Here is a 25,223-nt window from a genome sequence, read left to right as displayed (position 1 = left end):
GTTACCGTACGAGGGTGCCCCAGACGACGCTCACGCCCGCACCCGAGGCCACGGGCGTCGCGCGGGCGTTGGCGTCCGACCCGTCGCAGGCCGCCGTGCTCGCACTGCCGGACGGTCGGCACGCCGCGGTCATCGGCGCACCGGGCACCGGCAAGACGACCACGCTGTCGCGGCTGGTTGCGGCACGGCTCACGCGCGACGACGCGATCTCGCCCGACGGTCACGCCACAGTCCTCGCCCTGACGAGCGCCCGCACGGCCGCGACCGCGCTCCGCGACCGACTCGCCGCCTCGGTCGACCGGGTGATGCCGGGTGCACTCGCACGGACGGTGAACTCGCTGGCCTTCCAGCTCGTCGCGCACGCCGCGGCCGTCCAGGGCCTCGAGACCCCGACCCTCCTGACCGGTGGCGAGCAGGACCGCATCATCGCCGACCTGCTCGACGGGCACGAGACCGACGGCACGGGTCCGGACTGGCCGGCACCGATCACCGCCGTCGTCCGCGAACGCGCCGGCTTCCGCACCGCCCTGCGCGACGTCATGATGCGGGCGGTCGCCGCGGGCGTGGAACCCGAGGACATGCGCGAACTCGGGGACGACACCGGGCGTCCGGAGTGGCGGGCCGTCGGGGACTTCGTCGACGAGTACCGCGCCGCCGTGACCTCGTTCCGCGCCACCAGCCTCGACGCCGCCGAACTCGTCGCCTACGCCACGGCCGCCGTCCTGCGGGGGCAGGTCCCGGCGAGCGTCGCCGCGCTGCGCCTCGTCGTGGTCGACGACACGCAGGAGCTCGTCGAGGGGGAGATCGCGCTGCTCGGGGCGCTCGCCCGCTCCGGCGTGCAGATCGTCGCCTTCGGTGACCCCGACATCGCCGCGTCGGCGTTCCGCGGGGCCGAGCCCGACGTGCTCGGCCGCCTGGCCTCCCGGCTCGGTGTGGACCGCGTCGACGAGCTGGTCCTCGGCACGGTGCACCGGCACGCGGCACCCGTCCGCGCGTTCGTCTCGGGCATCACGGCGCGCATCGGTGCCGCCGCGGCCGGACGGCAGCGCACCGCCGTGGCGACCACGGCGGACGCCCGCTCCGACGCCGTCCTGCACCTCGAGGGCGCGAGCCGTGCTGCGCTCGTCGTCGCGATCGCCCGGCGGCTCCGCGAACACCGGTTGCTCGACGGCGTCCCGTGGCACCGGATGGCCGTCGTCACCCGCAGTGGTGCCGCGATCCCCGAGCTCGTCCGCGCGCTCTCCGTGGCCGAGGTCCCCGCGACCGCCGGGGCCGCGCCCGTCCGACCCCGCGACGACACCGCGGCGCGGTCCCTGCTCGACGCCGCGGCCGTCGCGCTCGGGGTCCTCCCGCTCGACCCGGTGCTCGCCACGTCCTTCGCGACCGGGCCGCTCGGCGGGCTCGACACCCTGGCGATGCGGCGACTCCGCCTCGCGCTGCGGCGGGAAGAACTGGCCGGTGGCGGTACCCGCACGGCCGACGAACTCCTCGTGGACGCCCTCGGGGCGCCCGAGCGCCTGGCGACCGTCGACGCCGGGTTCGCCCGACGCGCGACGCGGCTCGCACGGAGCCTGGTGCAGGCGCACCAGGACGCCGAGTCCGGTGCGAGCATCGAGGAGATCCTCTGGGGCCTCTGGGAACGGAGCGGGCTCGCCGGCGCCTGGGGCGGCCAGTCGGCTGCCGGCGGGGTCGGTGCGGCCGAGGCCGACCGGCACCTCGACGCCGTGGTCGGGCTGTTCACCGCGGCGAAGCGGTTCGTCGAGCGCACGCCGGACGCCCCCGCACGGGTGTTCGTCGACGACCTGCTCGGCGCCGACCTGCCCGAGGACTCGATCGGCCCCGACCGCACCGCCGGCCGGGTCCGCGTGCTCACCCCCTCGGCCACGATCGGGCTCGAGTGCGACGTCGTCGTGGTGCTCGGGCTGCAGGACGGCGTCTGGCCGAACACCCGGGTACGGGGCAGCCTGCTCGACCCCGACGGCCTGGTCCGTGCCGCCGCGGGGATCGACCACGAGACGATCGACGACCGCGCCGCCGTGATCGCCGACGAACTCCGTCTGTTCGCCCGTGCGGTGTCCCGCGCCACCACCCAGGTGATCATCGGGACGGTGGCGAACGACGACGAGGCGCCCTCGCCGTTCGTCCGCCTCGTGCCCGTGCCGCCCGACCGGCAGCCGACCGTGCACCCGCTGTCCCTGCGCGGCCTCGCCGGGTCGCTCCGTCGGCGCGTGGTGGCCTCGGGCGACCACGAGGCCGCGTCCGCCCTCGCGCGCCTGGCCGAGGCCGAGGTCCCCGGCGCCGCTCCGGACGACTGGTACGGGCTCGCCGAGCCCTCGACCGACGACCCCCTCGTCGACCTCGACGCCGAGCCGGCACCCGAGCACGAGGGCGGCGAGCCCGTGCCCCCGACCGTGTCGGTCTCGCCCTCCCGCATCGGCACCTTCGAGGAGTGCCCCGTGCACTGGTTCGTGCAGACCTTCGGCGGCAGCGCCCCGAGCCCCGCGATGGGCATCGGGACGATCGTGCACGAGACCATGGAGCACGCCACCGCCGTCGACGTGGAGTCCCTGTGGCAGCACGTCGAGGGCCGGTGGGACGAGCTGACGTTCGAGTCGCCGTGGATCGCCGATCGCGAACGCGCCCGCACCCGTCGCATGATCGAGGGACTGAGCGACTACCTCCGCACCTTCGCGAGCGCCGGACGCCGACTGCTCGGCGCCGAGACCTCGTTCGCGCTCGTCACCGGGCCGGCGCGGATGCGCGGCAGCATCGACCGGATCGAGGTCGACCCGGACGGCCGGGTCAGCGTCGTCGACCTCAAGACCGGGCGCTCGATGCCGAGCGAGAAGAACGACATGCCCGAACACCCCCAGCTCGGCGCGTACCAGCTCGCGGTCGAGGACGGCGCGGTCGAGGGGGTCCCCGCCGGCTCGGCGATGGCCGATGCCCGGCTCGTGTTCGTGCAGAACGCCCGCAGCGGCCGTGCCTACTCCGAGCGGACGCAGCAGGCGTTCGACGACGAGGCGCGTGGGGCCTACCGCCAGCGGCTGCACACCGTGGCGACGGGCATGGCCGGACGGACCTTCCTGGCGAACGTCGACGACCACTGCGAGAAGGCCCGGACCGGCGTCGAGTGCCGGATCCACGTCGTGGGCGAGGTGACCTGGTGAACGAGGAACAGCTGCTCGGCCCCGACGGTGCCCGCACCGCCGACCCCGACCGCGTCGAGCCGCCGCGGCACGACGCCGACGCGATCGCCGACGCCCTCGGACGCCCGCGCCCCACGGCGCAGCAGCGCGCCGTCATCGAGTCCCCGCTCACCCCGGCGCTCGTCGTCGCGGGAGCCGGCAGCGGGAAGACCGAGACGATGGCGTCGCGGGTCGTCTGGCTGCTCGCGAACGGGATGGTCCGCCCCGACGGCATCCTCGGCCTGACCTTCACCCGCAAGGCCGCCGGCGAGCTGTCGGTCCGCATCAACGACCGCATCCGCGCGCTCGAGGACGTCGGGCTGCTCGAGGCCGGTGACGCGTTCGAGGCGCCGACGGTGTCCACCTACAACGCGTTCGCCAACTCGGTCTTCCGCGAGAACGCCCTGCTCGTCGGCCGCGACGGCGAGTCCCAGGTGCTCACCGAACCGTCCGCCTGGCAGCTCGCGCGCCGGGTCGTCGTCGCGGCGCGGGACGACCGGCTGGCCGGGCTCGACCGCGACGTCGACACCGTGACCGCCGCGGTCGTCTCGCTCGCCGGCGCGGTGTCCGAGCACCTCGTCGAGCCGGAGCGGTTGCGTCGGTTCGCGATCGAGTTCGCCGAGCTGCTCCAGCTGCCGGGGAACGCCCGCGGTGGCGCGTACAAGGTGATCACCGACGCCGTCGCCGCGATCGGTGCCCTCGAACCCCTCGTCGACCTGGTGGAGGAGTTCCGTCGGCAGAAGGTGGACCGCGGGTTCGTGGAGTTCTCCGACCAGATCGCCCTCGCCCTCGCCGCGGCCGAGTCGGCACCGCGCGTCGTCACCGACCTCCGGCAGCGGTACGGCGTGGTGCTCCTCGACGAGTACCAGGACACCTCGGTCGTGCAGACGCGGTTCCTCGCCCGGCTCTTCCGCGGGCACCCGGTGATGGCGGTCGGCGACCCCCACCAGTCCATCTACGGGTTCCGCGGGGCGAGTGCCGCCAACCTCGCCCGGTTCCCGCGGGACTTCGGCGGGACGTCCGACGACGGCGCCGACGCCGCACGCCCCGTCACCTTCGCGCTCTCCACCAGCTGGCGGAACCCGGTCGACGTCCTCGCCGGCGCCAACGCCGTCGTCGCGCCCCTGTCCGAGGCGTCCGAGGTCGACGTCGAGCGCCTCGTCCCCCGACCCGGGGCGGACGCCGGGACGGTCCACGCCGTGTTCCCGGAGACCCTCCCGGACGAGGCCGCCGCCGTGGCGGAGTGGTTCGCCGCGCGCCGCGCCGCCGACCCGACGGGGTCGATGGCGCTCCTGCTCCGCTCGCGGAAGGACCTCGCCGCGTTCACCGCCGCCCTGGGCGACCGTCGCGTGCCGTTCCACGTGCTCGGCACCGGCGGACTCCTGCAGCGGCCGGAGATCGTCGACCTCGTCGCGTGCCTCCGCGTGCTGCACGACCCCGCCGCCGGCAACGACCTCATCCGGCTGCTCGCCGGCGCCCGGTGGCGGATCGGCGCCGCGGACATCGCCGCCCTGCACGCCCTGGCCCGCTGGCTGTTCGGCCGCGACCACACCCAGCAGCGACTCGACGACGACGTCACCGCAGCCTTCCGGGCATCGGTCGCCGCGGGGGAGCACGGCTCGATCGTCGACGCCCTCGACTTCGTCGCCACCGCCCCGGACGAGCACGGCGCGCTCGCCGACATCAGCGAGACCGGACGCCTCCGGATGCGCGACCTCGGCCGCCAGCTCCAGGCGCTCCGGTCCCGGGCCAGCGGCGACCTCGTCGACTTCGTCACGCTCGTCGTGCAGGAGATGCGGCTCGACATCGAGGTCGCCGCGCACGAGCAGGGGAGCGGGGCGTTCCTCGACGCTTTCATCGACGAGCTCGCGGGCTTCGTGACGACTGACGACCGGGCCGACCTCGGTGCGTTCCTCGGCTGGATCGACGCCGCTGCCCGTCGTGACGACATGGGTCCCCGCTCCGAGGAGCCCGAGGCCGGCACCGTGCAGATCCTGACGATCCACGGGTCGAAGGGCCTCGAGTGGGACGCCGTGGCGGTTCCCCGACTGGTCGAGGGTGCGCTCCCGGCCCGCCCGCTGGAGGGCTCGTCCGGGTGGATCGGCTTCGGCCGGCTGCCGTACGAGTTCCGGGGAGACGCCGACGAGCTGCCGCGACTGGACTGGCGCGGGCACGACACGCAGAAGGACGTCACGCTCGCGATCGACGCCTACAAGGAACAGGTGAAGGCCCGCAACGAGGACGAGGAGCGTCGCCTCACCTACGTCGCGCTCACCCGGGCGAAGCACGACCTGCTCGTCTCCGGCTCGTTCTGGGCGGGCGGGGTCCGACCGACCGAGCCGAGTCGGTACCTGCGGGACGTCGTCGACTCCGGTGTCGTGGACGCCGCCGCCGTGCCCGAGACGACCGAGCACGAGGAGAACCCCCTCGGTGACGCCGGGGCCACGCAGTCCTGGCCGCACGTGCCGTTCGGGCAGCGCGCCGCCCGGGTGGTCGCCGCCGCCGACCGCGTGCGGAACGCCAACCCCGGGGCGGCCGGTCGGTTCAGCGCCGACATCGACCTGCTGCTCGCCGAGCGCGCCGCGAACCGGTCGGCCCGCCACCGGGTGGTCGTCCCGCACCGCGTCCCGGCGTCCGGGTTCAAGGACTACCTGGCCGAACCGGACGCCGTGGCCGAGCGGCTGCGGCGACCGATGCCGGAGCGGCCGTACCGCGCCACCCGCCTCGGCACGCTCTTCCACCAGTGGGTCGAGCAGCGTGCCCGCAGCGGCGGTTCGCTCGAGACGCTCGACGCCTGGCCGGACGAACTCGACCTCGACCCGGACGACGTGGTCGACGCCTCGGCGGACGTCGCGGTCACCGACGACGACGCCCGGCGGCTGGCCGACTTCCAGGCGACCTTCGCCCGGTCACGGTGGGCCGAGCTGACACCGATCGAGGTCGAGCGCGAGATCCACATCCCGTTCCTCGGCCACAGCGTCGTCTGCAAGCTCGATGCGGTCTACGAGATCGACGGCCGGGCCGAGGTCGTCGACTGGAAGACCGGCAAGGCCCCGTCGGGCGACGACGACCTGGCGAAGCGGCAGTTGCAGCTCGCGCTGTACCGGGTCGCCTACGCGGAGTTCACCGGGCGTCCGATCGACGAGGTCGACGCGGTGTTCTACTTCGTGGCCGACGACCTCGAGGTCCGGCCGCGCGAACTCCTCGACCGCGCCGGACTCGAGCGCGCTTGGCGGGATGCGATCGGCTGACGCCGGCCCGGCGCCGGCCGCGCGGACGCCGGCTCGGCGCCGGGCCGGCCGCGCTGACGCGGGCCCGCAGGTCGAACCACGAATCCGACGTCGAACCACGCGCGGACGCTGGTTCGATGTCGGAACCGTGGTTCGATCCGGACCGGTGGCACGGAGGACCGCCGGCAACGGGGCGGGGACGAGCCGCGCCTCCAGGGCCGACACGCGTCAGCCGCGCCGACGCGCGTCAGCTGCGCCGGAGCGCGTCAGCCGTGCCGACGCTCGGTCGACGACAGCAGCTGCTCGACCTCGCCGATCTCCATCGTCTCCGGCGAGACCGACTGCAGCGGTGCCGCGCTCGGCGTCTGCACCGCGTCCACCAGCCGGTGCATCATCGCGACCGCGTCGTCGACGACCTCGGTGCTCTTCACCTGCACGCCGTGCAGCAGCCACTGCGCGGTCTCGAGCTCGTGGTGCACCCGCGCGCGCTGCGCGAGCTGCCGGTCCCGCCCGCCGCCGTTCGCCTCGTACGCGCTGAGGACGGTGTCGAACGCGTCCTTGCGGCCGGCGAGCACCCACGCGAGGTCCTTCGCCGGGTCGCCGAGCCGCAGCTCGCCCCAGTCGATGACGCCGGAGACGTCGTCACCGGAGACCAGGATCGTCTCGGTGCCGAGCGACCCGTGCACGACGGTGGGCGTGAACTGCCAGAGCTGCTGGTCGCGTGCCGCGCCCTCCCACCGCTCCTTGAGCGCCGCCGGGACGAGCTTCGTGGCGACCGCGCGGTCCATCACGGAGACGGCGGAGCGCAGGACCTCGAACGGGGTGAGGGACGGCAGCCCGGCGTCGGTGACGAAGCTCGTCGGCAGCTGGTGGATCGCTGCGATCGCCCGGCCGACGCTGGTCGCGAGCTCCGGTCGTTCGACGAGGGCCTGCAGCTTCGGGTGCGTCCCGGGCAGGTACGAGGTGACGATGGCGCGGGTCGAGCCGATCGGCGCCTGTCCGCGGTACTCGGCGACGCCGAACGGGAGGCGCGTGCGGATCCCGGCGCTCAGCGCCCGGATCGCGACGAGGTCGGCGGACTGTCGGGCCTCGGCCCGCTGGTTGCGTGGGCGGCGGATCGCGGACCAGGCGCCGTCGGCGTCGCGGAGGACGGCCGACTCGTAGTCCCCGGACGCGGCCGAGCCGAGCGTGCGCGTGCCCGTGACGACGAGGCCTGAGACGGCCGTGGTCGCCAACGCGGCTAGAGTGAACTGGGATCCCGCCATGCCCCTCAGGGTAGGTCCGCAGCCGGTGGTCGAGCGTGCGCCACGCTGGCCCGCGGCAGCCCGGGCTCCCGCACCGCCGACCCGATCCGACCCGAGGAGCCCCCTGCCGTGACCGTCGAGTTCGCCGCGAGGCTGCCCCTCTCCCGCAACGACCTCGACCGCGACGCGGAGTTCCGCACGACGGACGACCTCGACCGGGTGCTGCGGGACGACCCGTCGACCCGGTACCTGCCCGTCCGCGGCTCCGAGATGCTGCGGAACGCCGACGGCACCCTCCGCTTCGTCTCCGCCGATGCCGTGCCGGACGACGCGGTGACGCTGTACCTCGGTCGTGCCGTGTCCGACGCCCCCGATGCGCCCGCCGGCACCCGGTTCGTCGCCGCGTTCCTCGACGCCGAGACCGCTGCCCGGATCGAACCGGCCGACGACGCGTGGGAGAGCCTGCGGATGTTCGGGACCGAGCTGTCGCCGCGCGACCAGGGCCTCGCGGTCGAGGCCGTGGCGATGGCGAACTGGCACGCCGTGCACGGCTTCTCGCCCCGCACCGGGTCCGCGACCGACGTGGTCACCGGCGGCTGGGTGCGCCGCGATCCCGAGGGACACGAGCACTTCCCGCGCACCGACGCGGCGATCATCGTCGGGGTCACCGACGCCGACGACCGGATCCTCCTCGGGTCGAACGCGGCGTGGGACGCGGACCGGTACTCGCTGCTCGCGGGCTTCGTCGAGCCGGGGGAGTCGCTCGAGGACGCCGTCCGGCGCGAGGTCTGGGAGGAGTCCGGCGTCCGCGTCGAGGAACCCGAGTACCTCGGCTCGCAGCCGTGGCCCTTCCCGGCGTCGCTCATGCTCGGCTTCCGCGCCCGTGCGGTGGACGGGGACCCGACGACGGCCCGGCCGGACGGCGTGGAGATCCTCGACGTCCGGTGGTTCTCGCGCGACGAGATCCGGGAGCGTGCGGGCGACACCCTGCTCTTGCCGGGGAAGACGTCGATCGCCCGCGCCATCATCGAAGAGTGGTACGGCGGGCCGCTGGACCTGCCGTGAGCAGCGCCGCCGCCGGGGCCGGGGCCGGGGCCGGGGCCGAGCCGCTCCGACCGCCGTCGCCGGACGAGCTCCTCGCCGCCCTCGACGCCGAACAGCGCACCGTCGCCCGGACCCTGCTCGGTCCCGTTGCCGTCCTCGCCGGCGCCGGCACCGGCAAGACCCGCGCCATCACGCACCGCATCGCCTACGGCGTCGCCACCGGCACCTACGCGCCGAACCACGTCCTCGCCCTGACCTTCACCACCCGGGCGGCCGGCGAACTGCGGTCGCGGCTGCGCTCCCTCGGGGCGGGCACGGTGCAGGCCCGCACGTTCCACGCCGCGGCGATGGCGCAGCTCAGCTACTTCTGGCCGGACACCGTCGGCGGCCACGCCCCGAAGATCGTCGAGTCCAAGGGTCGGATGATCGCGCACGCGGCGGACACGGTCGGCCTGCGGGTGGACACCCCGACGCTCCGTGACCTGGCCGGCGAGGTCGAGTGGCGGAAGGTCCAGATGCTCTCGTACGACGAGTACGAGGCCGCGGCGGCCGAACGGGTCATGCCGCGCGACACCGCGCCGCGCCGGGTCCTCGACCTCATGCGCGCGTACGAGCAGCTCAAGGACGACCGGCGGCAACTCGACTTCGAGGACGTCCTGCTCGCGACGCTCGGCATGGTGGAGTCCGAACCCCGGGTGGCGTCGTACGTCCGGCAGCAGTACCGCTTCTTCGTCGTGGACGAGTACCAGGACGTCTCGCCCGTGCAGCACGACCTGCTGCGCGCGTGGCTCGGCGGCCGGGACGACGTCTGCGTCGTCGGCGACGCCAGCCAGACGATCTACTCGTTCGCGGGGGCGTCGAGTCGCTACCTGCTCGGCTTCGGCTCGGAGTTCCCCCGCGGATCCGTGCTGCGGCTCGAGCGGAACTACCGCTCCACGCGCGAGGTGGTGCACGCCGCGAACGCGCTCATGCGCGGGCAACCGGGCGCCCTCGACCTCGTCGCGCAGCACACCGAGCCCGGACCACGGCCCGAGGTGCTGGCGTGCGTGCACGACGGCGACGAGGCGCAGACGGTCGCCCGGACCATCGCGTCGCTGGTCGCCGACCCGGCCTCGGGCGCGTCCTACGGGGACGTCGCGGTGCTCTACCGCCTCGGTGCCCAGGCCGCCGCGGTCGAGTCGGCGCTCGGACGCGCGGGCATCCCGTACCGGGTCCAGGGCGGCACCCGCTTCTTCGACCGCCCCGAGGTGAAGCTCGCGGTGCACCACATGCGGGGCGAGGCCGTCCGGCAGACCGACGACGAGCTCACCCGGCGGGTCGGCCTCGTGCTGCAGGTGAGCGGGTGGACGCCGACGCCACCGGAGGGCACCGGCGCCGTGCGCGAGCAGTGGGAAGCGCTGCAGGCGATCATGGGCCTCGCCGAGGACGCTCCCGCCGGCACGACGATGCAGCAGTTCACGCAGGACCTGGTGGACCGTGCCGCGACGCACCACGAGCCGGAGCTGGACGCCGTGACCCTCGCCACGCTGCACTCGTCCAAGGGCCTGGAGTGGCCGCACGTCGTGGTGATCGGTGCGGCCGAGGGGCTGCTCCCGATCTCGTACGCCACCACCGACGCCGAGGTCGACGAGGAACGCCGGCTCTTCTACGTCGGGCTGACCCGTGCCCGCCGGTCGGTGACGGTCACGTGGTCGCGACAGGGTTCCACGCGTGGGGGAGCCCGGATGGCGAGTCGGTTCCTGGCAGCGCTCGGCACGAACAGCGCGGATGGAACGTCACCGGGAGTCGACTGACCGACAGGTCGTCGCGGTCGAAGACCAGTTGGTCCGGACCGGGGTGCTGGGTGCGTGACGGCAGCCGTTCGAGGAGCATCCGGGTCGCCGCCGCCGCGACCGCCGCGATCCGGTAGGGCGAGAGCGGTGCCGCGGGGCGGCCCCACACCTGCGCCGCGATGGCCGGCCAGCACGGGTCGTCGTCGACGTGCGCGTACTCGACGCACTGGAGGCACGGCCCGGCACCCGGGACGACGAACGGCCCGAGGCGCACGCGTCCGTCCCCGACGACGACCGGCAGGTGCGCGGTGCCCCGCCGGGTCCAGGCCGCGCGGACCGCCGGGTCGACGACGTGGTCGGCAACCACCACGGCGAGCTGGGGATCCGGGTCGGGGACGGTCACCGGTCCACCACGTGGCGCGGTCGTGCGCGCGACCGTGACGCCCTCGCCCGAGAGCAGTTCGGCGACCGCGTCCGGCAGGGTCCCGGTGCCGTGCACCTCGACCCGGGCCAGCGGTTCGGGCAGGACGTCGACGACCGCGGGCGAGGCGTCCCCGAGCACACGCGCGGCGAGACCAGGCGGACACCCGCTCGCCGCGGCGACCCCGGAGAGTGCGTCACGGCCGGTCTCGCGACGGAGTGCGCACAGGAACCGTTCCTCGGCCGTGCTCGGGACCGGTACGACGGCGCGCGGCGGATCGACCCCGAGCTGGACGGTGGTCGGGTCGCGCCAGACGAACTCGAGGGTCGGATCGATTCGGATGCCCATGCCCCAACGCTGGCGGACCAGGCGCCCTCGCGGGGCAGGGACGGCGGATCTGTGGAGAACTACTTCGGAGCGTCGCCCTCGTCGACGTTGCCGGACTCGTCCTCGCGCGGACGGTCACCGGTGGCGTCGTTGAGCAGGTCCTCGAGCGCCTTGTCGAACTCGTCGTCCTCGGCGGAGCGGCCGGGGTTGCGCAGCCGGGCCACGAAGGCGTCCGGCGCGTCGATGTCGTCCGAGGTCGGGACCGCGTCGAAGTGCGACCAGAGCGCGTCGCGCTGCTCGGTGCCGAGCTCGTCGGTGACCCGCTGCCACATCGCCGCTGCCTCGCGGAGGCGTCGGGGACGCAGTTCGAGACCGACGAGGGTGGCGAACGCCGACTCGGCCGGACCGCCGGCAGCGCGGCGACGACGGACCATCTCCGCGATCGCGCCGGACTTCGGCAGACGCTCGGTGGCGGCGGCGGTCACGGTGTCGACCCAGCCCTCGACGAGCGCGAGCATCGTCTCGAGGCGGGCGAGGGCGGCCTCCTGCTCCTCGGTGCGCGGCGGGATCAGGGCACCGGACGCGAGGGCGTCCCGGAGCTGCTCCTGGTTCGTCGGGTCGATCTCGGACGCGAGCTCCTCGACGCGGTCGAACGGGATGTGGATGCCCCGCGCGTAGTCGGTGATCGACGAGATGATGTGCAGGCGGAGCCAGCGGGCCGAACGGAACAGCCGTGCGTGCGCGAGTTCCCGGACGGCCAGGTAGATGCGGACCTCGTCCTCGGGGACGTCGAGCCCCTCGGCGAACTCGGCCACGTTCTGCGGCAGGAGTGCGGCGACCTGCTCGTCGAGGAGCGGCACGCCGACGTCGCCGCCGGACACGACCTCCTTCGAGAGCTGCCCGACGACCTGGCCGAGCTGGATCGCGAACAGTGCGCCGCCGACGCCGCGCATCGCCTTCGAGACGTCGCCGAGCATCGCCTTGAGCTGCTCGGGGGCACGCTGCTCGATCGCCTCGGTCAGGGCGTTCGAGATGCTCAGCGCCACGGGTTCGGCGATCTGCGCCCACACCGGCGTCGTCGCCTTCGCCCACTGTTCGCGCGTGTAGAGGCTCGGCGTCGCGGTGAGCTCGGCGACCGAGGTGGCCTCGTCCAGCCAGAGCGCCGCGACCTGGAACGCCTGGTCGGCCGCCTGCGAGGTCGCGGGGTCGACCGGGTGGCCGCCCTCACGTGCGATCGCGGTGGCGCGCTCGGACGCGACGGAGAAGTCGATGCCGTCACCGCCCGACTGCGCGGCACGCTGCAGCTGGCTCATCAGGTTCGCGACGAAGGCCGGGTCGTTCGGCAGTCCGGCGGCACCGGCGAGCTGCGACGGGTCGATCTGGCCCTCGCCGGAGAGGAGCTTCCGGAGCATCTCCTGGAAGTCGTCGTCCGGCCCCGGCTGCGGTTCATCAGGCATGACGACTACGCTAATCGCTGCTCACGGGGCCGCGCCTGGGACGCCCCCGTGGGAACGCCCGAACCGCTGCGCCGAGGGCGAACAGCCCCCGTGGAAGGACGTTCTCGTGACCCTCTTCGCCGCCGAGCCCCGTCGTCGTCCCCGTTCCCGGACCGTCGGCTGGGCGTTCGTGATCGGTGCCGTCGTCCTCGGGCTCCTCGCCAGCCTGCTGCCGAGCCCCTACCTGATCGAGGTCCCCGGCCCGGTGTACAACACCATCGGGACCCAGGAGCAGGGCACGGGCAAGGACGCGAAGCAGGTCAAGCTCATCCAGGTCGACGGCCACCCGACCTACCCCACCGCCGGCGCGCTCGACATGCTCACCGTCGGCATCCAGGGCGACGCCACGAACCGCCCCTCCTGGACGAGCGTCATCCGGGCGCTCTTCACGAAGTCCGAGGCGGTCATCCCGGCGTCCGCGATCTACCCCGAGGGCGTCACCACCGACCAGGTCAACCAGCAGGACACCGCCGACATGCAGCAGTCGCAGCAGTCCGCCGTGGCCGCGGCCCTCATCCAGCAGGGGTACGAGCTGCCCACCGACCTCGAGGTCGGCACGGTCCAGAAGGGCTCGGCAGCCGACGGCGTCATCGAGAAGGGCGACGTCATCCGCTCCTTCGACGGGACCTCGCTCACCGAGAACGCCGACGCGACCTCGCTCCGTGAGCTGGTCGCGAAGCACGGCACCTCGGGTCCGGCGACGGTCGTCGTCGAACGCGACGGCGCCGAGAAGACGGTCGAGCTCACGCCGCGGAGCGAGCAGGGCACGGCCCTGATCGGCGTGGGCGTGACCGAGCAGTACGACTTCCCCTTCCGCGTCTCCATCGAGCTCCAGGACGTCGGCGGCCCGTCGGCCGGGATGATGTTCGCCCTCGGGATCATCGACGAGATCACGCCGGGCAAGCTCAACGGCGGCAAGCACGTCGCCGGCACCGGCACGATCACCGCCGACGGCGAGGTCGGCGCGATCGGCGGCATCCGGCAGAAGCTCTACGGCGCGAAGGACGCCGGCGCGACCGTCTTCCTCGCGCCGGCCGACAACTGCGGCGAGGTCGTCGGCCACGTCCCGGACGGACTCGACGTCTACAAGGTCGCCACGCTCGACCAGGCGGTCACCGACCTGCAGACGATCGCCTCCGGGAAGAGCACCGCGAAGCTCGCGCGCTGCACGTCGTAGACCCGGCCACGCGCTCCGGGCGACGTCCGCGGCCGTCGCGATCCGTGCCTCCCGAACCGTGTTCCAGGAGGCGCGACCCACCATCCTGAGTCTCCGTACAGTTTCAGGGGTGCTCGCGCCACATAGGATCGATGCACTGACGGCCCGCCGCGCCGGGCCCGCCGGTTCGACACGTCTGGAGCACATCAAGTGACGACAACCTCGTCCACCTCGGGGCGGCGTTCGCCGCGGGTCCCGATCGTGGTCACGATCATCGTGCTGGCCGCACTGGTGATCGCCTTCTTCATCTTCGCGAGCCTGTACACCGACTACGCGTGGTTCGCGCAGCTCGGCTTCCAGCAGGTCCTGACCACGCGGTGGATCGCCGGGACCCTGATGTTCCTCGCCGGGTTCCTCGGGATGGCGGTGCCCGTCTACGCGAGCATCGCGATCGCGTTCCGGTTCCGGCCGGTCTACGCGAAGCTCAACTCCCAGCTCGACCGCTACCAGCAGGTCATCGAGCCGCTGCGCCGTGCCGTCATGATCGGGATCCCGGTCGTGCTCGGCATCTTCGCCGGGCTGTCGACCGCCGGCCGGTGGACCATGGTGCTCGAATACTTCAACCGGACGCCGTTCGGCAAGACCGACCCGCAGTTCGGGCTCGACATCGGCTTCTACGTGTTCGAACTGCCGTTCTGGCGCGCGATCGTGGCGTACTCGTCGGCCGTGGTGCTCATCGCCGGGCTGGCCGCGCTCGCCGCGTGCTACCTGTACGGCGCGATGCGCTTCGGCGGGCGCGAGGTCCGGATCTCGAAGGCCGCGCGCATCCAGCTCGCGATCACCGCCGCCGTCTACGTCGCGCTGCAGGCCGTGAGCCTCTGGCTCGACCAGTACGCCGCGCTGACGAAGTCGAACTCGCTCATCACCGGTGCGCAGTACACCGAGGTGAACGCCGTCATCCCGGGCCGCGAGATCATGGCGGGCATCGCGGCGATCGTGGCGATCCTCTTCATCGTGACCGCGGTCATCGGCCGCTGGCGCATCTCGATCGTCGGCACCGGGCTGCTGCTCGTCGCGGCGATCGTCATCGGCGGCATCTACCCCTGGATCGTCCAGCGGCTGCAGGTGAAGCCCTCGGAGCGGACGTTCGAGTCCGCGTACATCGAGCGGAACATCAAGGCGACCCGTGACGCCTACGGTGTCGCGGGCGTCCAGGAGCAGAACTACGACGCGACGACCGAGGCGAGCTCCGGCGCCCTCGCGCAGGACGCCCAGACGACGGCGAACATCCGCCTGATCGACCCGAAGATCGTCTCGGACACCTTCAGCCAGCTGCAGCAGTACCGGCAGTACTACCAGTTCCCGAAGGAGCTCGACGTCGACCGCTACGACGTCAAGGGCGAGACCGAGGACACCGTCATCGCGGTGCGCGACATCGACCTCGACGGCCTCAGCGCGCAGGCGAACACCCCGTACAACCGTGCCTTCGTCTACACGCACGGCTACGGCGTGACGGCGGCGTACGGCAACCAGCGCGCCAGCGACGGCAAGCCGGTGTTCCTCGAGTCGGGGATCCCGTCCAACGGTGCCCTCGGCGACTTCCAGCAGCGCGTGTACTTCGGCGAGACCTCGCCGGCGTACTCGATCGTCGGTGCGCCGAAGGGCTCGAAGAACGTCGAGCTCGACTACCCGTCCGGCTCGGACGAGAACGACGACAGCGGCGGCAACGCCACGACGACGTACGCCGGCGACGGTGGCCCGAGCATCGGCAACTTCTTCAACCGGCTGGTCTACGCCGCGAAGTTCCAGTCCGAGCAGATCCTGCTGTCGAACGCCGTGAACCAGGACTCGCAGATCCTCTACGACCGCGACCCGATCACGCGCGTGCAGAAGGTCGCGCCGTACCTGACCCTCGACAACGACGCGTACCCGGCGATCGTCGACCACCGCATCCAGTGGGTCGTCGACGGCTACACGACGAGCGACGCGTACCCGTACTCGCAGAGCCAGAGCCTCTCCGACACGATCGCGGGTGCCGAGAGCTCGGCGTACCGGACCGACCAGGTCAACTACATCCGGAACTCGGTGAAGGCCACGGTCGACGCGTACACGGGCAAGGTGACGCTCTACGCCTGGGACACCAAGGACCCGGTGCTCAAGACGTGGCAGAAGATCTTCCCGACGGCGACGAAGCCCGTGTCGAGCATGAGCGCGGAGCTGCTCGACCACGTGCGGTACCCGACCGACCTGTTCAAGGTGCAGCGGTCGATCCTCGGCACCTACCACGTCACGAACGCGAACTCGTTCTACTCGGGTGACGACGCCTGGAACGTGCCGCAGGAACCGACCTCGGGGACGAACGACACCGACACCTCGGACGCGTCGACCACGACCAACTCGGGCACGAATGCGCTCGGGGCGACCACCACGACGACGGCCAAGGGCAACCTGCAGGACCCGTACTACCTCACGATGAAGGTGCCGGGGCAGGGGACCGCGTACACGCTGTACACGACCTACATCCCACAGCAGTCGGCCGGGGCGAACAACCGGAACGTGCTGACCGGGTACCTCGCCGTGGACTCCGATGCCGGAGGCGCGGGGAAGGGCAAGAAGGGGTCCGGCTACGGCAAGCTCACGCTGTTGACGATGCCGAAGACGGACAACATCCCCGGGCCCGGTCAGGTGCAGAGCCTCTTCAACGGTGACTCGACCGTCTCGCAGGAGCTGAACATCCTGAAGCGCGGGAACTCGACCGTGAAGCAGGGCAACCTGCTCACGCTCCCGGTGGGTGGCGGCTTCCTCTACGTGCAGCCCGTGTACGTGCAGTCGACGTCGAGCGGCTCGTACCCGCTGCTGCAGAAGGTGCTCGTGGCGTTCGGCGACAAGATCGCGTTCGAGGACACCCTCGACGAGGCGCTCAACAGCCTCTTCGGTGGCGACTCGGGTGCGTCGGCCGGTGACTCCGGTGCGTCGGGTGGCTCGGGTGACTCGGGTGCGTCGTCGGGTTCCGACTCGGGTTCGTCGGACTCCGGTTCGTCGGGTTCCGACTCCGGTGCGTCCTCGGGCTCGTCCGGCTCCGGCACGGTCGACAACGCGGCGCTGCAGAAGGCCCTGAACGACGCCAAGCAGGCGCTGCAGGACCGCCAGGACGCCTACGCGGACAACGACCTGGTCGCCGCTGCCGAGGCCGACCAGCGGCTGCAGGACGCGATCCAGGCCGCCACCGAGGCCGAGGGCGGGAACTAGACACACCGTGGCGGGGCACTCGATTTGTGCCCCGCCACGGCCCCGTGTAGGCTGTTCAACGTGCCGCGGGGTGGAGCAGTTCGGTAGCTCGCTGGGCTCATAACCCAGAGGTCGTAGGTTCAAATCCTGCCCCCGCAACCAAGCGTCACAGAGAAGGCCCCGGTCCAGTCGGACCGGGGCCTTCGTCGTGTGCGGCGCGTGTGCGGGTGGCGGCACCGAGTCTCGGCCGGGCGGACAGTTTCGCGCCTGCGCTGCGCGAGGAACGTCCGCGGAGCCGAGTCTCGGGCCGCCCGGTACGCTCGGCGGATGGGCACCCTCACCGTCGCCGCGGCACAGTTCGCACCCGTGGACGACCCCGTCGCGAACCTCGAGACCGTCCGCGCCGCGGCAGTCGACGCCGCCGCCCGACATGCCGACCTCCTCGTCACGCCGGAGTACACCTCGTACTTCACCGCCGAGATCGACGACCGGTTCGTGGCCGCCGCCCAACCGCTCGACGGTCCGTTCGTCACCGGGCTGCAGGCCGTCGCCCGCGAGGTCGGCATCGCCCTCGTCGTCGGCGTCGCCGAAGCTGCTGACGTCCCGGACCGCTTCCGGAACACCCTCGTCGCGGTCCTGCCCGACGGGTCGATCGCTGCGACGTACCGGAAGGTGCACCTCTACGACGCGTTCGGCTCGAAGGAGTCGGACCACATCGAGTCCGGCGACCCCGAACAGCTGCCGGTGTTCGAGCTCGGCGGGCTGCGCGTCGGCCTCGAGACCTGCTACGACCTGCGGTTCCCCGAGGTCACCCGGCGCCTCGCCGCACCCGAACACGGCGCCGCCGACGTCGTGGTCCTGCCCGCCGAGTGGGTCCGAGGCCCCGGCAAGGAGCACCACTGGAGGACGCTGCTCACCGCCCGTGCCGTCGAGAACACCGTGTGGGTGGTCGGGGTGGGACAGACGCCGCCGATCGGCATCGGGGGCTCGGTCGTCCTCGACCCCTCGGGCGTCGCGGTCGCCGCTGCCGGGGCGGTCCCGGGGATGCTCGTCGCGGGGATCGACACCGCCGTGACGGACGCCGTGCGCCGCACGAACCCGTCGCTGGCGCTCCGCCGCTACGAGGTCACGCCCCGCCCCTGACCCGCGCGGCGGTGCGCCGAGGAGGCGTGCGCGTGTGCGCCCCCGCGAGCGGGCGAAATACGCCGCTCTGGAGGCGCGAGCGGATCCCATTCCGCCCACTCGCCCTGGCGCTGGTGCCGAGCGGGCGAAACGTGCCGCTCGGCACGCGCGACCGGTGTCGATTCCGCCCGCTCGCTTTAGGGCGCGGTGGCGCTCGCGGCGAGCGGGCGAAATGCGTGGGCACGGAAGCGCGAGCAGCGTCGACTCCGCCCTCTCGTGGTGGGGCGCAGTGGCGCCCGTGCCGAGCGGGCGAAATGTGCGGGCCTGGAGGCGCGAGCAGCGTCGATTCCGCCCGCTCGCGTTGGGGCGCGGCGGTGCTCGTGCCGAGCGGGCGAAATGCGCCGCCCGGCAGGCGCGGACGGGCACTGTTCCGCCCGCTCGCGGTGGCGCCGCGGTCGCGCCGGTGCCGAGCGGGCGTAATACGTGGGCCTGGAGGCGCGGGTCGGGTTGATACCGCCCGCTCGCGGTGGCGGGCGGGCGGGTCCGGTCCGCCCGCCCGCCCGCGGGGGAGTCAGCCGCGCAGGGCGAGACCGGCGAGCCGAGCGGCGGCGTCCTCGAGCACCGAGCGCCGCTTGCAGAAGGCGAACCGCACGAGTGACCGGTAGCCGTCGGCATGATCGGGTCGGACGAACGCCGAGACCGGGACACCGACCACCCCGGCGAGCTCGGGGAGCTGCAGGCAGAACGCCCGGGCGTCCTCGTACCCGAGTGCGGCCGTGTCGGCGATGACGAAGTACCCGCCGTCCGGGCGCATCACCTCGAAGCCGGCCGCTCGGAGTCCCGCGGCGAGGAGGTCGTGCTTGGCGGACAGCTCGGCGACGATGCCGGCGAACACGCTGTCCGGCAGCCGGAGTCCGGTCGCCACCGCGGGCTGGAAGGGCGCGCCGTTCACGAACGTCAGGAACTGCTTCACGGTGGTGATCGCGTCGACGAGCGCCGGCGCCGCCGTGAGCCAGCCGATCTTCCATCCGGTGGTGCTGAAGGTCTTCCCAGCGCTCGAGATGGTCACGGTGCGATCGGCGGCACCGGGCAGGGTGGCGATCGGGACGTGCGGGACGTCGAAGGTCAGGTGCTCGTACACCTCGTCGGTGACGATCACGGCGTCGTACTTCGTGGCCAGTTCGACGATCGTGGTGAGCACCTCCGTCGGGAGGACACGGCCGGTCGGGTTGTGCGGGGTGTTCACGAGCACCGCACGGGTCCGGTCGGAGAACGCGGCGCGGAGGGCGTCCTCGTCCGGGAGGAAGTCGGGCGCCCGCAACGGCACCGTCACTTGGGTGCCGCCGGCGAGACCGATGAGCGCACCGTACGCGTCGTAGAACGGTTCGAAGGTGATGACCTCGTCCCCCGGCTCCACCAGGGCGAGGAGCGTCGCGGCCAGGGCCTCGGTCGCGCCGGCGGTGACGAGCACCTGGCGGTCGGGATCGACCTCGAGGCCGTACCACCGAGCCTGGTGCTCGCTGATGGCCGCCCGGAGGTCCGGGGTCCCGCGTCCGGGCGGGTACTGGTTGACGCCGTCGCGGATGGCTGCGACCGCTGCCTCGAGGACCTCGGCGGGACCGTCCTCGTCCGGGAAGCCCTGCCCGAGGTTGACCGCGCCCGTGGCCGCCGCGAGCGTACTCATCTCGGCGAACACCGTCGGCGCGGGGACGCCGTCCGGGCCGAGGAGCATCGCTCCCTCTGCTGCTCGCAACCAGGGTCCTGCGTGACGCATGTGGTTCCCTCCGAGGTGTCGACCGCACTCGCGGCGCTGAACGGACCCCAACCTAGCGGCCGGGCCGAGGGCATCTCGGGAACGGCCGCACAGCCCACGCATAAGATCGCCATAGGTCGCTTGCAGCGTCACCAGGAGCACCGCTCAGGTGGGTGCGACAGACTGCACGAGCTTGAAAGGAGCACGTCCAGCATGACCGACACCACGCCCAACGGGCAGGGCGACGACATCCGTCCGGACGACGCGGCCGCGAAGGCCGCATCCGAGGACGCTTCGCCGAACGACTCCGAGCACTTCGACCACGCGTTCCGCGACGACGCTCCGAGCAGCGATGCTCCGACGAGCGACCGTTCGCCGAACGACGGTTCCGCGGACCACACCGACGTGATCGCTCCCGCGAGCGACACCGATGTCATCGCGGCCTCGAACGACCACCCGACCGACCGGTACACGGCGCCGTACCCGACGCTGTCCCAGCACGACTCCGACACCGGCCAGACGAGCCAGTACGGCCAGACGAGCCAGTACGGTCAGACGAGCCAGTACGGCCAGCCGGACCAGAACGGCCAGACCAACCAGTACGGCCAGACGAGCCAGTACGGCCAGGCGCCGGCCGGGTACGGCGCGCACGGCACCCCGTACGGCACCGACCACGCGCAGCAGTCCCAGTACGGCCAGCAGCAGTACGGCCAGTCGCAGTACGGCCAGGACCAGCAGCAGTACGGCCAGTCCCAGTACGGCCAGCAGCAGTACGGGCAGCAGTACGGCCAGTCGCAGTACGGACAGCAGGCGCAATACGGCCAGCAGCCCCGCTACGGCGAGTACGCCCCGCCGACCTCGGCGCCGGCATCGGCCTCCGAGTACGCCGGAGCCCCGTCCGCCCAGGCCCCCACGAGCGCATTCGGCGACGTCGACGGCTCGAACCAGCGCAACGGCCACTACTTCGACACCGGAGCCGCCGGAGCAGCAGGAGCCGGAGCCGCAGGAGCCGGAGCAGCGGGCGCCGGAGCCGCAGCCCGCGGCCGCCGCACCGGCACCGGTCGCGGCCGCCTCGCCCTCCCGATCATCGCCGGCGTCGTCATCGCCGGCCTCGTCGGCGGCGGCGCCGGCTGGCTCGCCGCGTCCAACACGCAGGGCGGCAGCAACGTCGTCGGGTCCTCGAGCGCGCAGGGCGGCGGCAACCTCACCGTCAACGACTACAACAACGCCACGGTCGTCACCGCGGTGGCCGCGCAGGCGACCCCCTCGGTCGTCACGATCAACGTCTCGTCGAGCAGCGAGGCCGGCACCGGCTCCGGCGTCGTCTTCAGCAAGGACGGCTACATCGTCACGAACACCCACGTGGTGACGCTCGACGGCGACAGCTCCAACGGGACGATCACGGTGACGACGTCGGACGGCAAGATCTACCCGGCGAAGCTCGTCGGCACGGACCCGACGGTCGATCTCGCGGTCATCAAGATCGACGCGACCGACATGAAGCCGATCAGCTTCGCGGACTCGTCCGACCTCAACGTCGGCGACACCGCGGTTGCGATCGGTGCACCGCTCGGCCTGTCGAACACGGTGACGGACGGAATCGTCTCGACCCTGAGCCGCAGCATCCAGGTCACCTCGAGCGCTCCCACCGAGGGCGGCGACTCGAACGAGGGCGGGAACGGCTCGAGCGGCGGTCCCTTCGACTTCTGGGGCAACGGCGGCAACGGCAGCGACTCGTCGACGAACAGCACCGTCTCGCTGCCGGTCATCCAGACCGACGCGTCGATCAACCCCGGCAACTCGGGTGGTGCGCTGCTCGACTCCAAGGGCAAGCTCATCGGCATCAACGTGGCCATCGCGAGCGCGGGCAGCTCGTCCGACTCGTCGTCGAGCCAGTCCGGCAGCATCGGCGTCGGCTTCTCGATCCCGTCGAACCTCGTCAAGCGGGTCGCGAACGAGATCAAGGACAACGGCTCGGCCACGCACGGGCTGCTCGGTGCGACCGTGGGCGACGCCGCCGAGGACGCGAACGCCACGCAGATGGGCGGCCTCATCAAGTCGGTGTCGTCCGGTGGCGCGGCGGCCAAGGCCGGCCTGCAGAAGGGCGACGTCGTCACGAAGATCGGCTCGGCGACGGTGTCCGACGCGACCGACCTCACGGCACAGGTGCGGTACTTCGCCGGTGGCGCGAAGACCACGATCACCTTCATCCGCGGCGGTGAGACGCGCGAGGCGGACGTCACGCTCGGCACCTACAAGGGCTGACGCGACCAGCGACGGACGGGAGGCGCGGTGCCAGCTGGCACCGCGCCTCCCGTCCGTCTGCCGGTCGCCCCGACGACCCGCGGCGACTTGATAGGCTCAGGGTCGCTCTTGCGGGGCGGCACCGTCCGCGGTGCGTCCCGTGCACCCAGGTGAGGACCCCGAGGTACCGATGCAGACAGACGGACAGCCCCTGCCGGGCGTCTCGTACGTGATGCCCGTCCTCAACGAGGTCACCGAGGTCCGGGCAGCCGTCCAGAGTCTGCTCGAGCAGGACTACTCCGGTCCGTTCGAGGTCATCCTCGCCCTCGGCCCGTCGATCGACGGCACCAACGAACTCGTCGCCGAGATGAGCGCGGCCGACCCCCGGATCCGCGCGATCGAGAACCCCGCCGGCTCCACGCCCGCCGGGCTGAACGTGGCGATCCGCGCGTCCGTGCACCCCGTCGTGGTCCGTGTCGACGCGCACTCGGTGCTGCCGCAGGACTACACGCGGATCGCCGTGCGCGTGCTGCAGGAGTCGGGCGCGGACAACGTCGGCGGGATCATGCGCGCCGAGGGGCGGACCCCGTTCGAACGCGCCGTGGCGCTGGCGTACGGCAGCCGCGTCGGGCTCGGTGGCACGCCGCACCACGTCGGCGGCCAGGCCGGTCCGGCCGAGACGGCGTACCTCGGCGTGTTCCGGCGTGACCGACTGTTCGAGGTCGGGCTGTTCGACGAGGGCATCAAGCGCGGCCAGGACTGGGAGCTCAACCGGCGGCTCCGGCAGACCGGTGGCACGGTGTGGTTCACCCCGGAGCTCGTCGTCACGTACCGCCCGCGGCCGAGCCTGAAGCGTCTGGTCCGGCAGTTCGTCGCCACGGGGCTGTGGCGCGGCGAGCTCGCCCGCCGGTTCCCCGCCAACAACGGCCTGCGCTACTTCGTGCCCCCGGCCATGGTCGCCGCGATGGCGCTCGGCATCGTCGCCGGCATCGTCGGGATCATCGGCGCCGCACTCGGGACGGGGGCGGCGTGGGCGCTGCTCGGCTTCGTGGTGCCCGCCGTCTACATCGTCTTCGTCGTGCTGGGGGCCGTCGCGGTCGCCCGGCGGTCGGGGCTGCCGACGCTCCTCTGGCTCGTCGTGGTGCTGCCGTGCATCCACGTCGGGTGGGGACTCGGCTTCATCATCGGCTTCCTGACCCGGACGTCCGAGCTGACCACGCACACGGGACGGTGACCTGACCTCTTGACCGATGACACGACCGGCCGCGGGAACGCCCGCCCCACCTCGATCGCCGAACTCCGTGCCGTCGCCCAACCGGACGAGGTCCGGTCGCGGGCGAACGCCGAGCACTGGACGGCGTCGCTGTACCTGCGGGACGTCTCGCCGTACCTGACGTGGGTGCTGCTGAAGACCCGCGTGACGGCGAACCAGGTGACCGGCCTGATGATCCTCGTCGGGTGGAGCGTCGCGGCCGCCCTGCTCATCCCGGGCATCTGGGGCGCGGCGCTCGCGCTCGTGCTCGGGCAGCTGCAGATGCTCGTCGACTGCTGCGACGGCGAGGTCGCCCGGTGGCGGGGGACCCGGTCGCCCGCCGGCGTGTTCCTCGACAAGGTCGGGCACTACACGACCGAGGGGCTCATCCCCATCGCACTCGGCGTCCGTGCGGCCACGTGGCCGATCCACGGTGCGGACTGGATGTGGACCACGATCGGTTGCGCGCTGGGGCTGGTGATCGTCCTCAACAAGGCGCTCAACGACATGGTGCACGTCGCACGCGCGAACGCCGGGCTCGACAAGCTCGTCGACCGTCGCGACGCCGGCACCGCCCCGTCCGGACGACGGCTCGCGACGCTGCGTCGCGCCGCGCGGTTCCTGCCGTTCCACCGCCTGTACCACTCGGTCGAGCTGAGCATCCTCGCGTTCGTCTTCGCGCTGCTGGCGCTCGTGATCGGTCATCCCCTGGCCGACCGGATCCTGGTGGGCGCGCTCCTGCCGCTGGCGGTGCTGGCGACGTTCGGGCACTTCGTGGCGATCATCTCGTCGAAGCGGGTCCGCGGGTGACCCCGGGCACGCTCCGTCGTCACGCCGTCCCGCACCGCGAGCGGCCCCGTGTCGCCGTGGTGAGCCTGTCGCAGGGGACCCGCCCGGACGACCTGCGTCGTGGACTCGAGAGCGTGCTCGCGCAGCAGGACGTCGACCTCGACGTGGTGTGCGTCGGCAACGGCTGGGAGCCGACCGGTCTGCCCGAGGGCGTCCGAGCGCTGGGCCTGCCCGAGAACGTGGGCATCCCCGCCGGGCGGAACGCCGGGGCCGAGGTGGTCGACGGCGACTACGTGTTCTTCCTCGACGACGACGCCTCGGTGCCGTCGGAGACGTTCCTGCGCGACGCGATCGGCCTGTTCGAGCGCGATCCGTCGCTCGGTCTCGTGCAACCCCGGGTCGTCGACCCCACCGGTGCCGCGAACCCGACGCGGTGGATCCCGCGGATCCGCAAGGGCGAGCCCGACCACTCGTCGCCGGTGTTCTCGGTGTGGGAAGGGGCGGTCGTCCTGCCGATGGACGTGTACCGCGCGACCGGCGGCTGGGGAGCGGAGTACTTCTACGCGCACGAGGGCATCGAGCTCGCGTGGCGCGTGTGGGATGCCGGCCGACGGACCTGGTACGCCGGGGACCTCGTCGCGCACCACCCCGCGATCGACCCGGCACGCCACACCGAGTACTACCGGCTGAACGCCCGGAACCGGGTCTGGCTGGCTCGGCGCAACCTGCCGGCGGTGCTCCGACCGCTGTACGTCGGGTCGTGGGCCGCGATCCAGGTCGCGCGCTGGTGGCGACACCCGCAGCGGCTCGCCACCTGGTTCGGTGGCGTCCGCGAAGGCTGGCGGAGCGACTGCGGCCCCGTGCACGTGATGGGCTGGCTCACGATCGGCCGCATGACGCTCGCCGGCCGTCCGCCCGTCGTCTGACCCGCCCGCATCGAACCGTCCCCGGACCCAG

Annotated in this window: 15 protein-coding genes and 1 tRNA gene; 12 read left to right on the top strand and 4 right to left on the bottom strand. The window is 72.6% G+C overall.

Annotated elements, in window-relative coordinates:
- Nucleotides 1-14: 14 nt before the first annotated feature.
- The gene (locus BM028_RS01765) at nt 15-3,170 is read left to right on the top strand and encodes a UrvD/REP family ATP-dependent DNA helicase (protein WP_175495955.1); all 3,156 of its coding nucleotides are present in this window, start codon (nt 15-17) and stop codon (nt 3,168-3,170) included.
- Entirely contained in the window at nt 3,167-6,439 is a 3,273-nt protein-coding gene (locus BM028_RS01760; protein ID WP_254789354.1) for an ATP-dependent DNA helicase, read from the top strand. The genes BM028_RS01765 and BM028_RS01760 overlap by 4 nt, the downstream gene beginning before the upstream one ends.
- A 245-nt stretch (nt 6,440-6,684) precedes the next feature.
- Here the strand turns inward: BM028_RS01760 and BM028_RS01755 are convergent, their stop codons facing one another.
- Nucleotides 6,685-7,683 carry a phosphotransferase gene (locus BM028_RS01755; RefSeq protein WP_070416684.1) on the bottom strand — a complete coding sequence of 333 codons (999 nt, stop codon included), beginning with the start codon at nt 7,681-7,683 and terminating at the stop codon, nt 6,685-6,687.
- Nucleotides 7,684-7,791: 108 nt separating this feature from the next.
- Here BM028_RS01755 and nudC point away from each other — a divergent pair, with 108 nt between their 5' ends.
- Nucleotides 7,792-8,727, top strand: coding sequence for an NAD(+) diphosphatase (gene nudC, locus BM028_RS01750; protein WP_092384186.1), 936 nt, complete (start codon nt 7,792-7,794; stop codon nt 8,725-8,727).
- Nucleotides 8,724-10,499 carry an ATP-dependent helicase gene (locus BM028_RS01745; RefSeq protein ID WP_092384184.1) on the top strand — a complete coding sequence of 592 codons (1,776 nt, stop codon included), beginning with the start codon at nt 8,724-8,726 and terminating at the stop codon, nt 10,497-10,499. Before nudC ends, BM028_RS01745 begins: the two co-directional genes overlap by 4 nt.
- Here BM028_RS01745 and BM028_RS01740 read toward each other — a convergent pair.
- Nucleotides 10,390-11,247, bottom strand: a complete 858-nt coding sequence (locus BM028_RS01740; RefSeq protein ID WP_092384182.1) for a hypothetical protein — start codon at nt 11,245-11,247, stop codon at nt 10,390-10,392. The genes BM028_RS01745 and BM028_RS01740 overlap by 110 nt on opposite strands.
- Before the next feature lie 59 nt (nt 11,248-11,306).
- Nucleotides 11,307-12,683: a zinc-dependent metalloprotease gene (locus BM028_RS01735; protein ID WP_070416680.1), complete on the bottom strand. Its 1,377-nt coding sequence runs from the start codon at nt 12,681-12,683 to the stop codon at nt 11,307-11,309.
- Between the two features lie 106 nt (nt 12,684-12,789).
- Between BM028_RS01735 and BM028_RS01730 the strand changes: the two genes are divergently transcribed.
- The 4 genes from BM028_RS01730 to BM028_RS01715 all read left to right on the top strand — a co-directional run bounded on the left by BM028_RS01730 (nt 12,790) and on the right by BM028_RS01715 (nt 18,249).
- The gene (locus BM028_RS01730) at nt 12,790-13,899 is read left to right on the top strand and encodes a YlbL family protein (protein WP_229085201.1); all 1,110 of its coding nucleotides are present in this window, start codon (nt 12,790-12,792) and stop codon (nt 13,897-13,899) included.
- Between the two features lie 240 nt (nt 13,900-14,139).
- Entirely contained in the window at nt 14,140-17,127 is a 2,988-nt protein-coding gene (locus tag BM028_RS01725) for a UPF0182 family membrane protein (RefSeq protein WP_175473631.1), read from the top strand.
- A 64-nt stretch (nt 17,128-17,191) separates the two neighbouring features.
- Nucleotides 17,192-17,268, top strand: a tRNA-Met gene (locus BM028_RS01720).
- A gap of 165 nt (nt 17,269-17,433) precedes the next feature.
- Nucleotides 17,434-18,249, top strand: a complete 816-nt coding sequence (locus BM028_RS01715) for a carbon-nitrogen hydrolase family protein (protein ID WP_092384178.1) — start codon at nt 17,434-17,436, stop codon at nt 18,247-18,249.
- 550 nt (nt 18,250-18,799) lie between these two features.
- Here BM028_RS01715 and BM028_RS01710 read toward each other — a convergent pair.
- Nucleotides 18,800-20,002, bottom strand: coding sequence for an aminotransferase class I/II-fold pyridoxal phosphate-dependent enzyme (locus tag BM028_RS01710; RefSeq protein ID WP_092384176.1), 1,203 nt, complete (start codon nt 20,000-20,002; stop codon nt 18,800-18,802).
- A 192-nt stretch (nt 20,003-20,194) separates the two neighbouring features.
- On the opposite strand from BM028_RS01710, the gene BM028_RS18680 reads away from it, so the two are divergent.
- The 4 genes from BM028_RS18680 (at nt 20,195) to BM028_RS01690 (ending at nt 25,192) form a co-directional block, all read left to right on the top strand.
- The gene (locus tag BM028_RS18680) at nt 20,195-22,246 is read left to right on the top strand and encodes a S1C family serine protease (protein WP_139219723.1); all 2,052 of its coding nucleotides are present in this window, start codon (nt 20,195-20,197) and stop codon (nt 22,244-22,246) included.
- A 169-nt stretch (nt 22,247-22,415) separates the two neighbouring features.
- A complete protein-coding gene (locus BM028_RS01700) occupies nt 22,416-23,459 on the top strand; it encodes a glycosyltransferase family 2 protein (RefSeq protein ID WP_092384174.1) in 1,044 nt (347 codons plus the stop codon).
- Between the two features lie 9 nt (nt 23,460-23,468).
- A complete protein-coding gene (locus tag BM028_RS01695; protein WP_071294999.1) occupies nt 23,469-24,287 on the top strand; it encodes a CDP-alcohol phosphatidyltransferase family protein in 819 nt (272 codons plus the stop codon).
- Nucleotides 24,284-25,192 carry a glycosyltransferase family 2 protein gene (locus BM028_RS01690; protein ID WP_092384172.1) on the top strand — a complete coding sequence of 303 codons (909 nt, stop codon included), beginning with the start codon at nt 24,284-24,286 and terminating at the stop codon, nt 25,190-25,192. Before BM028_RS01695 ends, BM028_RS01690 begins: the two co-directional genes overlap by 4 nt.
- The last annotated feature ends 31 nt before the right edge of the window (nt 25,193-25,223 follow it).

It is taken from the genome of Curtobacterium sp. YR515, assembly GCF_900113095.1.
In the GTDB taxonomy this organism is placed as follows: domain Bacteria; phylum Actinomycetota; class Actinomycetes; order Actinomycetales; family Microbacteriaceae; genus Curtobacterium.
The sequence above is the reverse complement of the archived record's forward strand: the minus strand, read 5'-3'. Positions and strand labels throughout refer to the sequence as shown.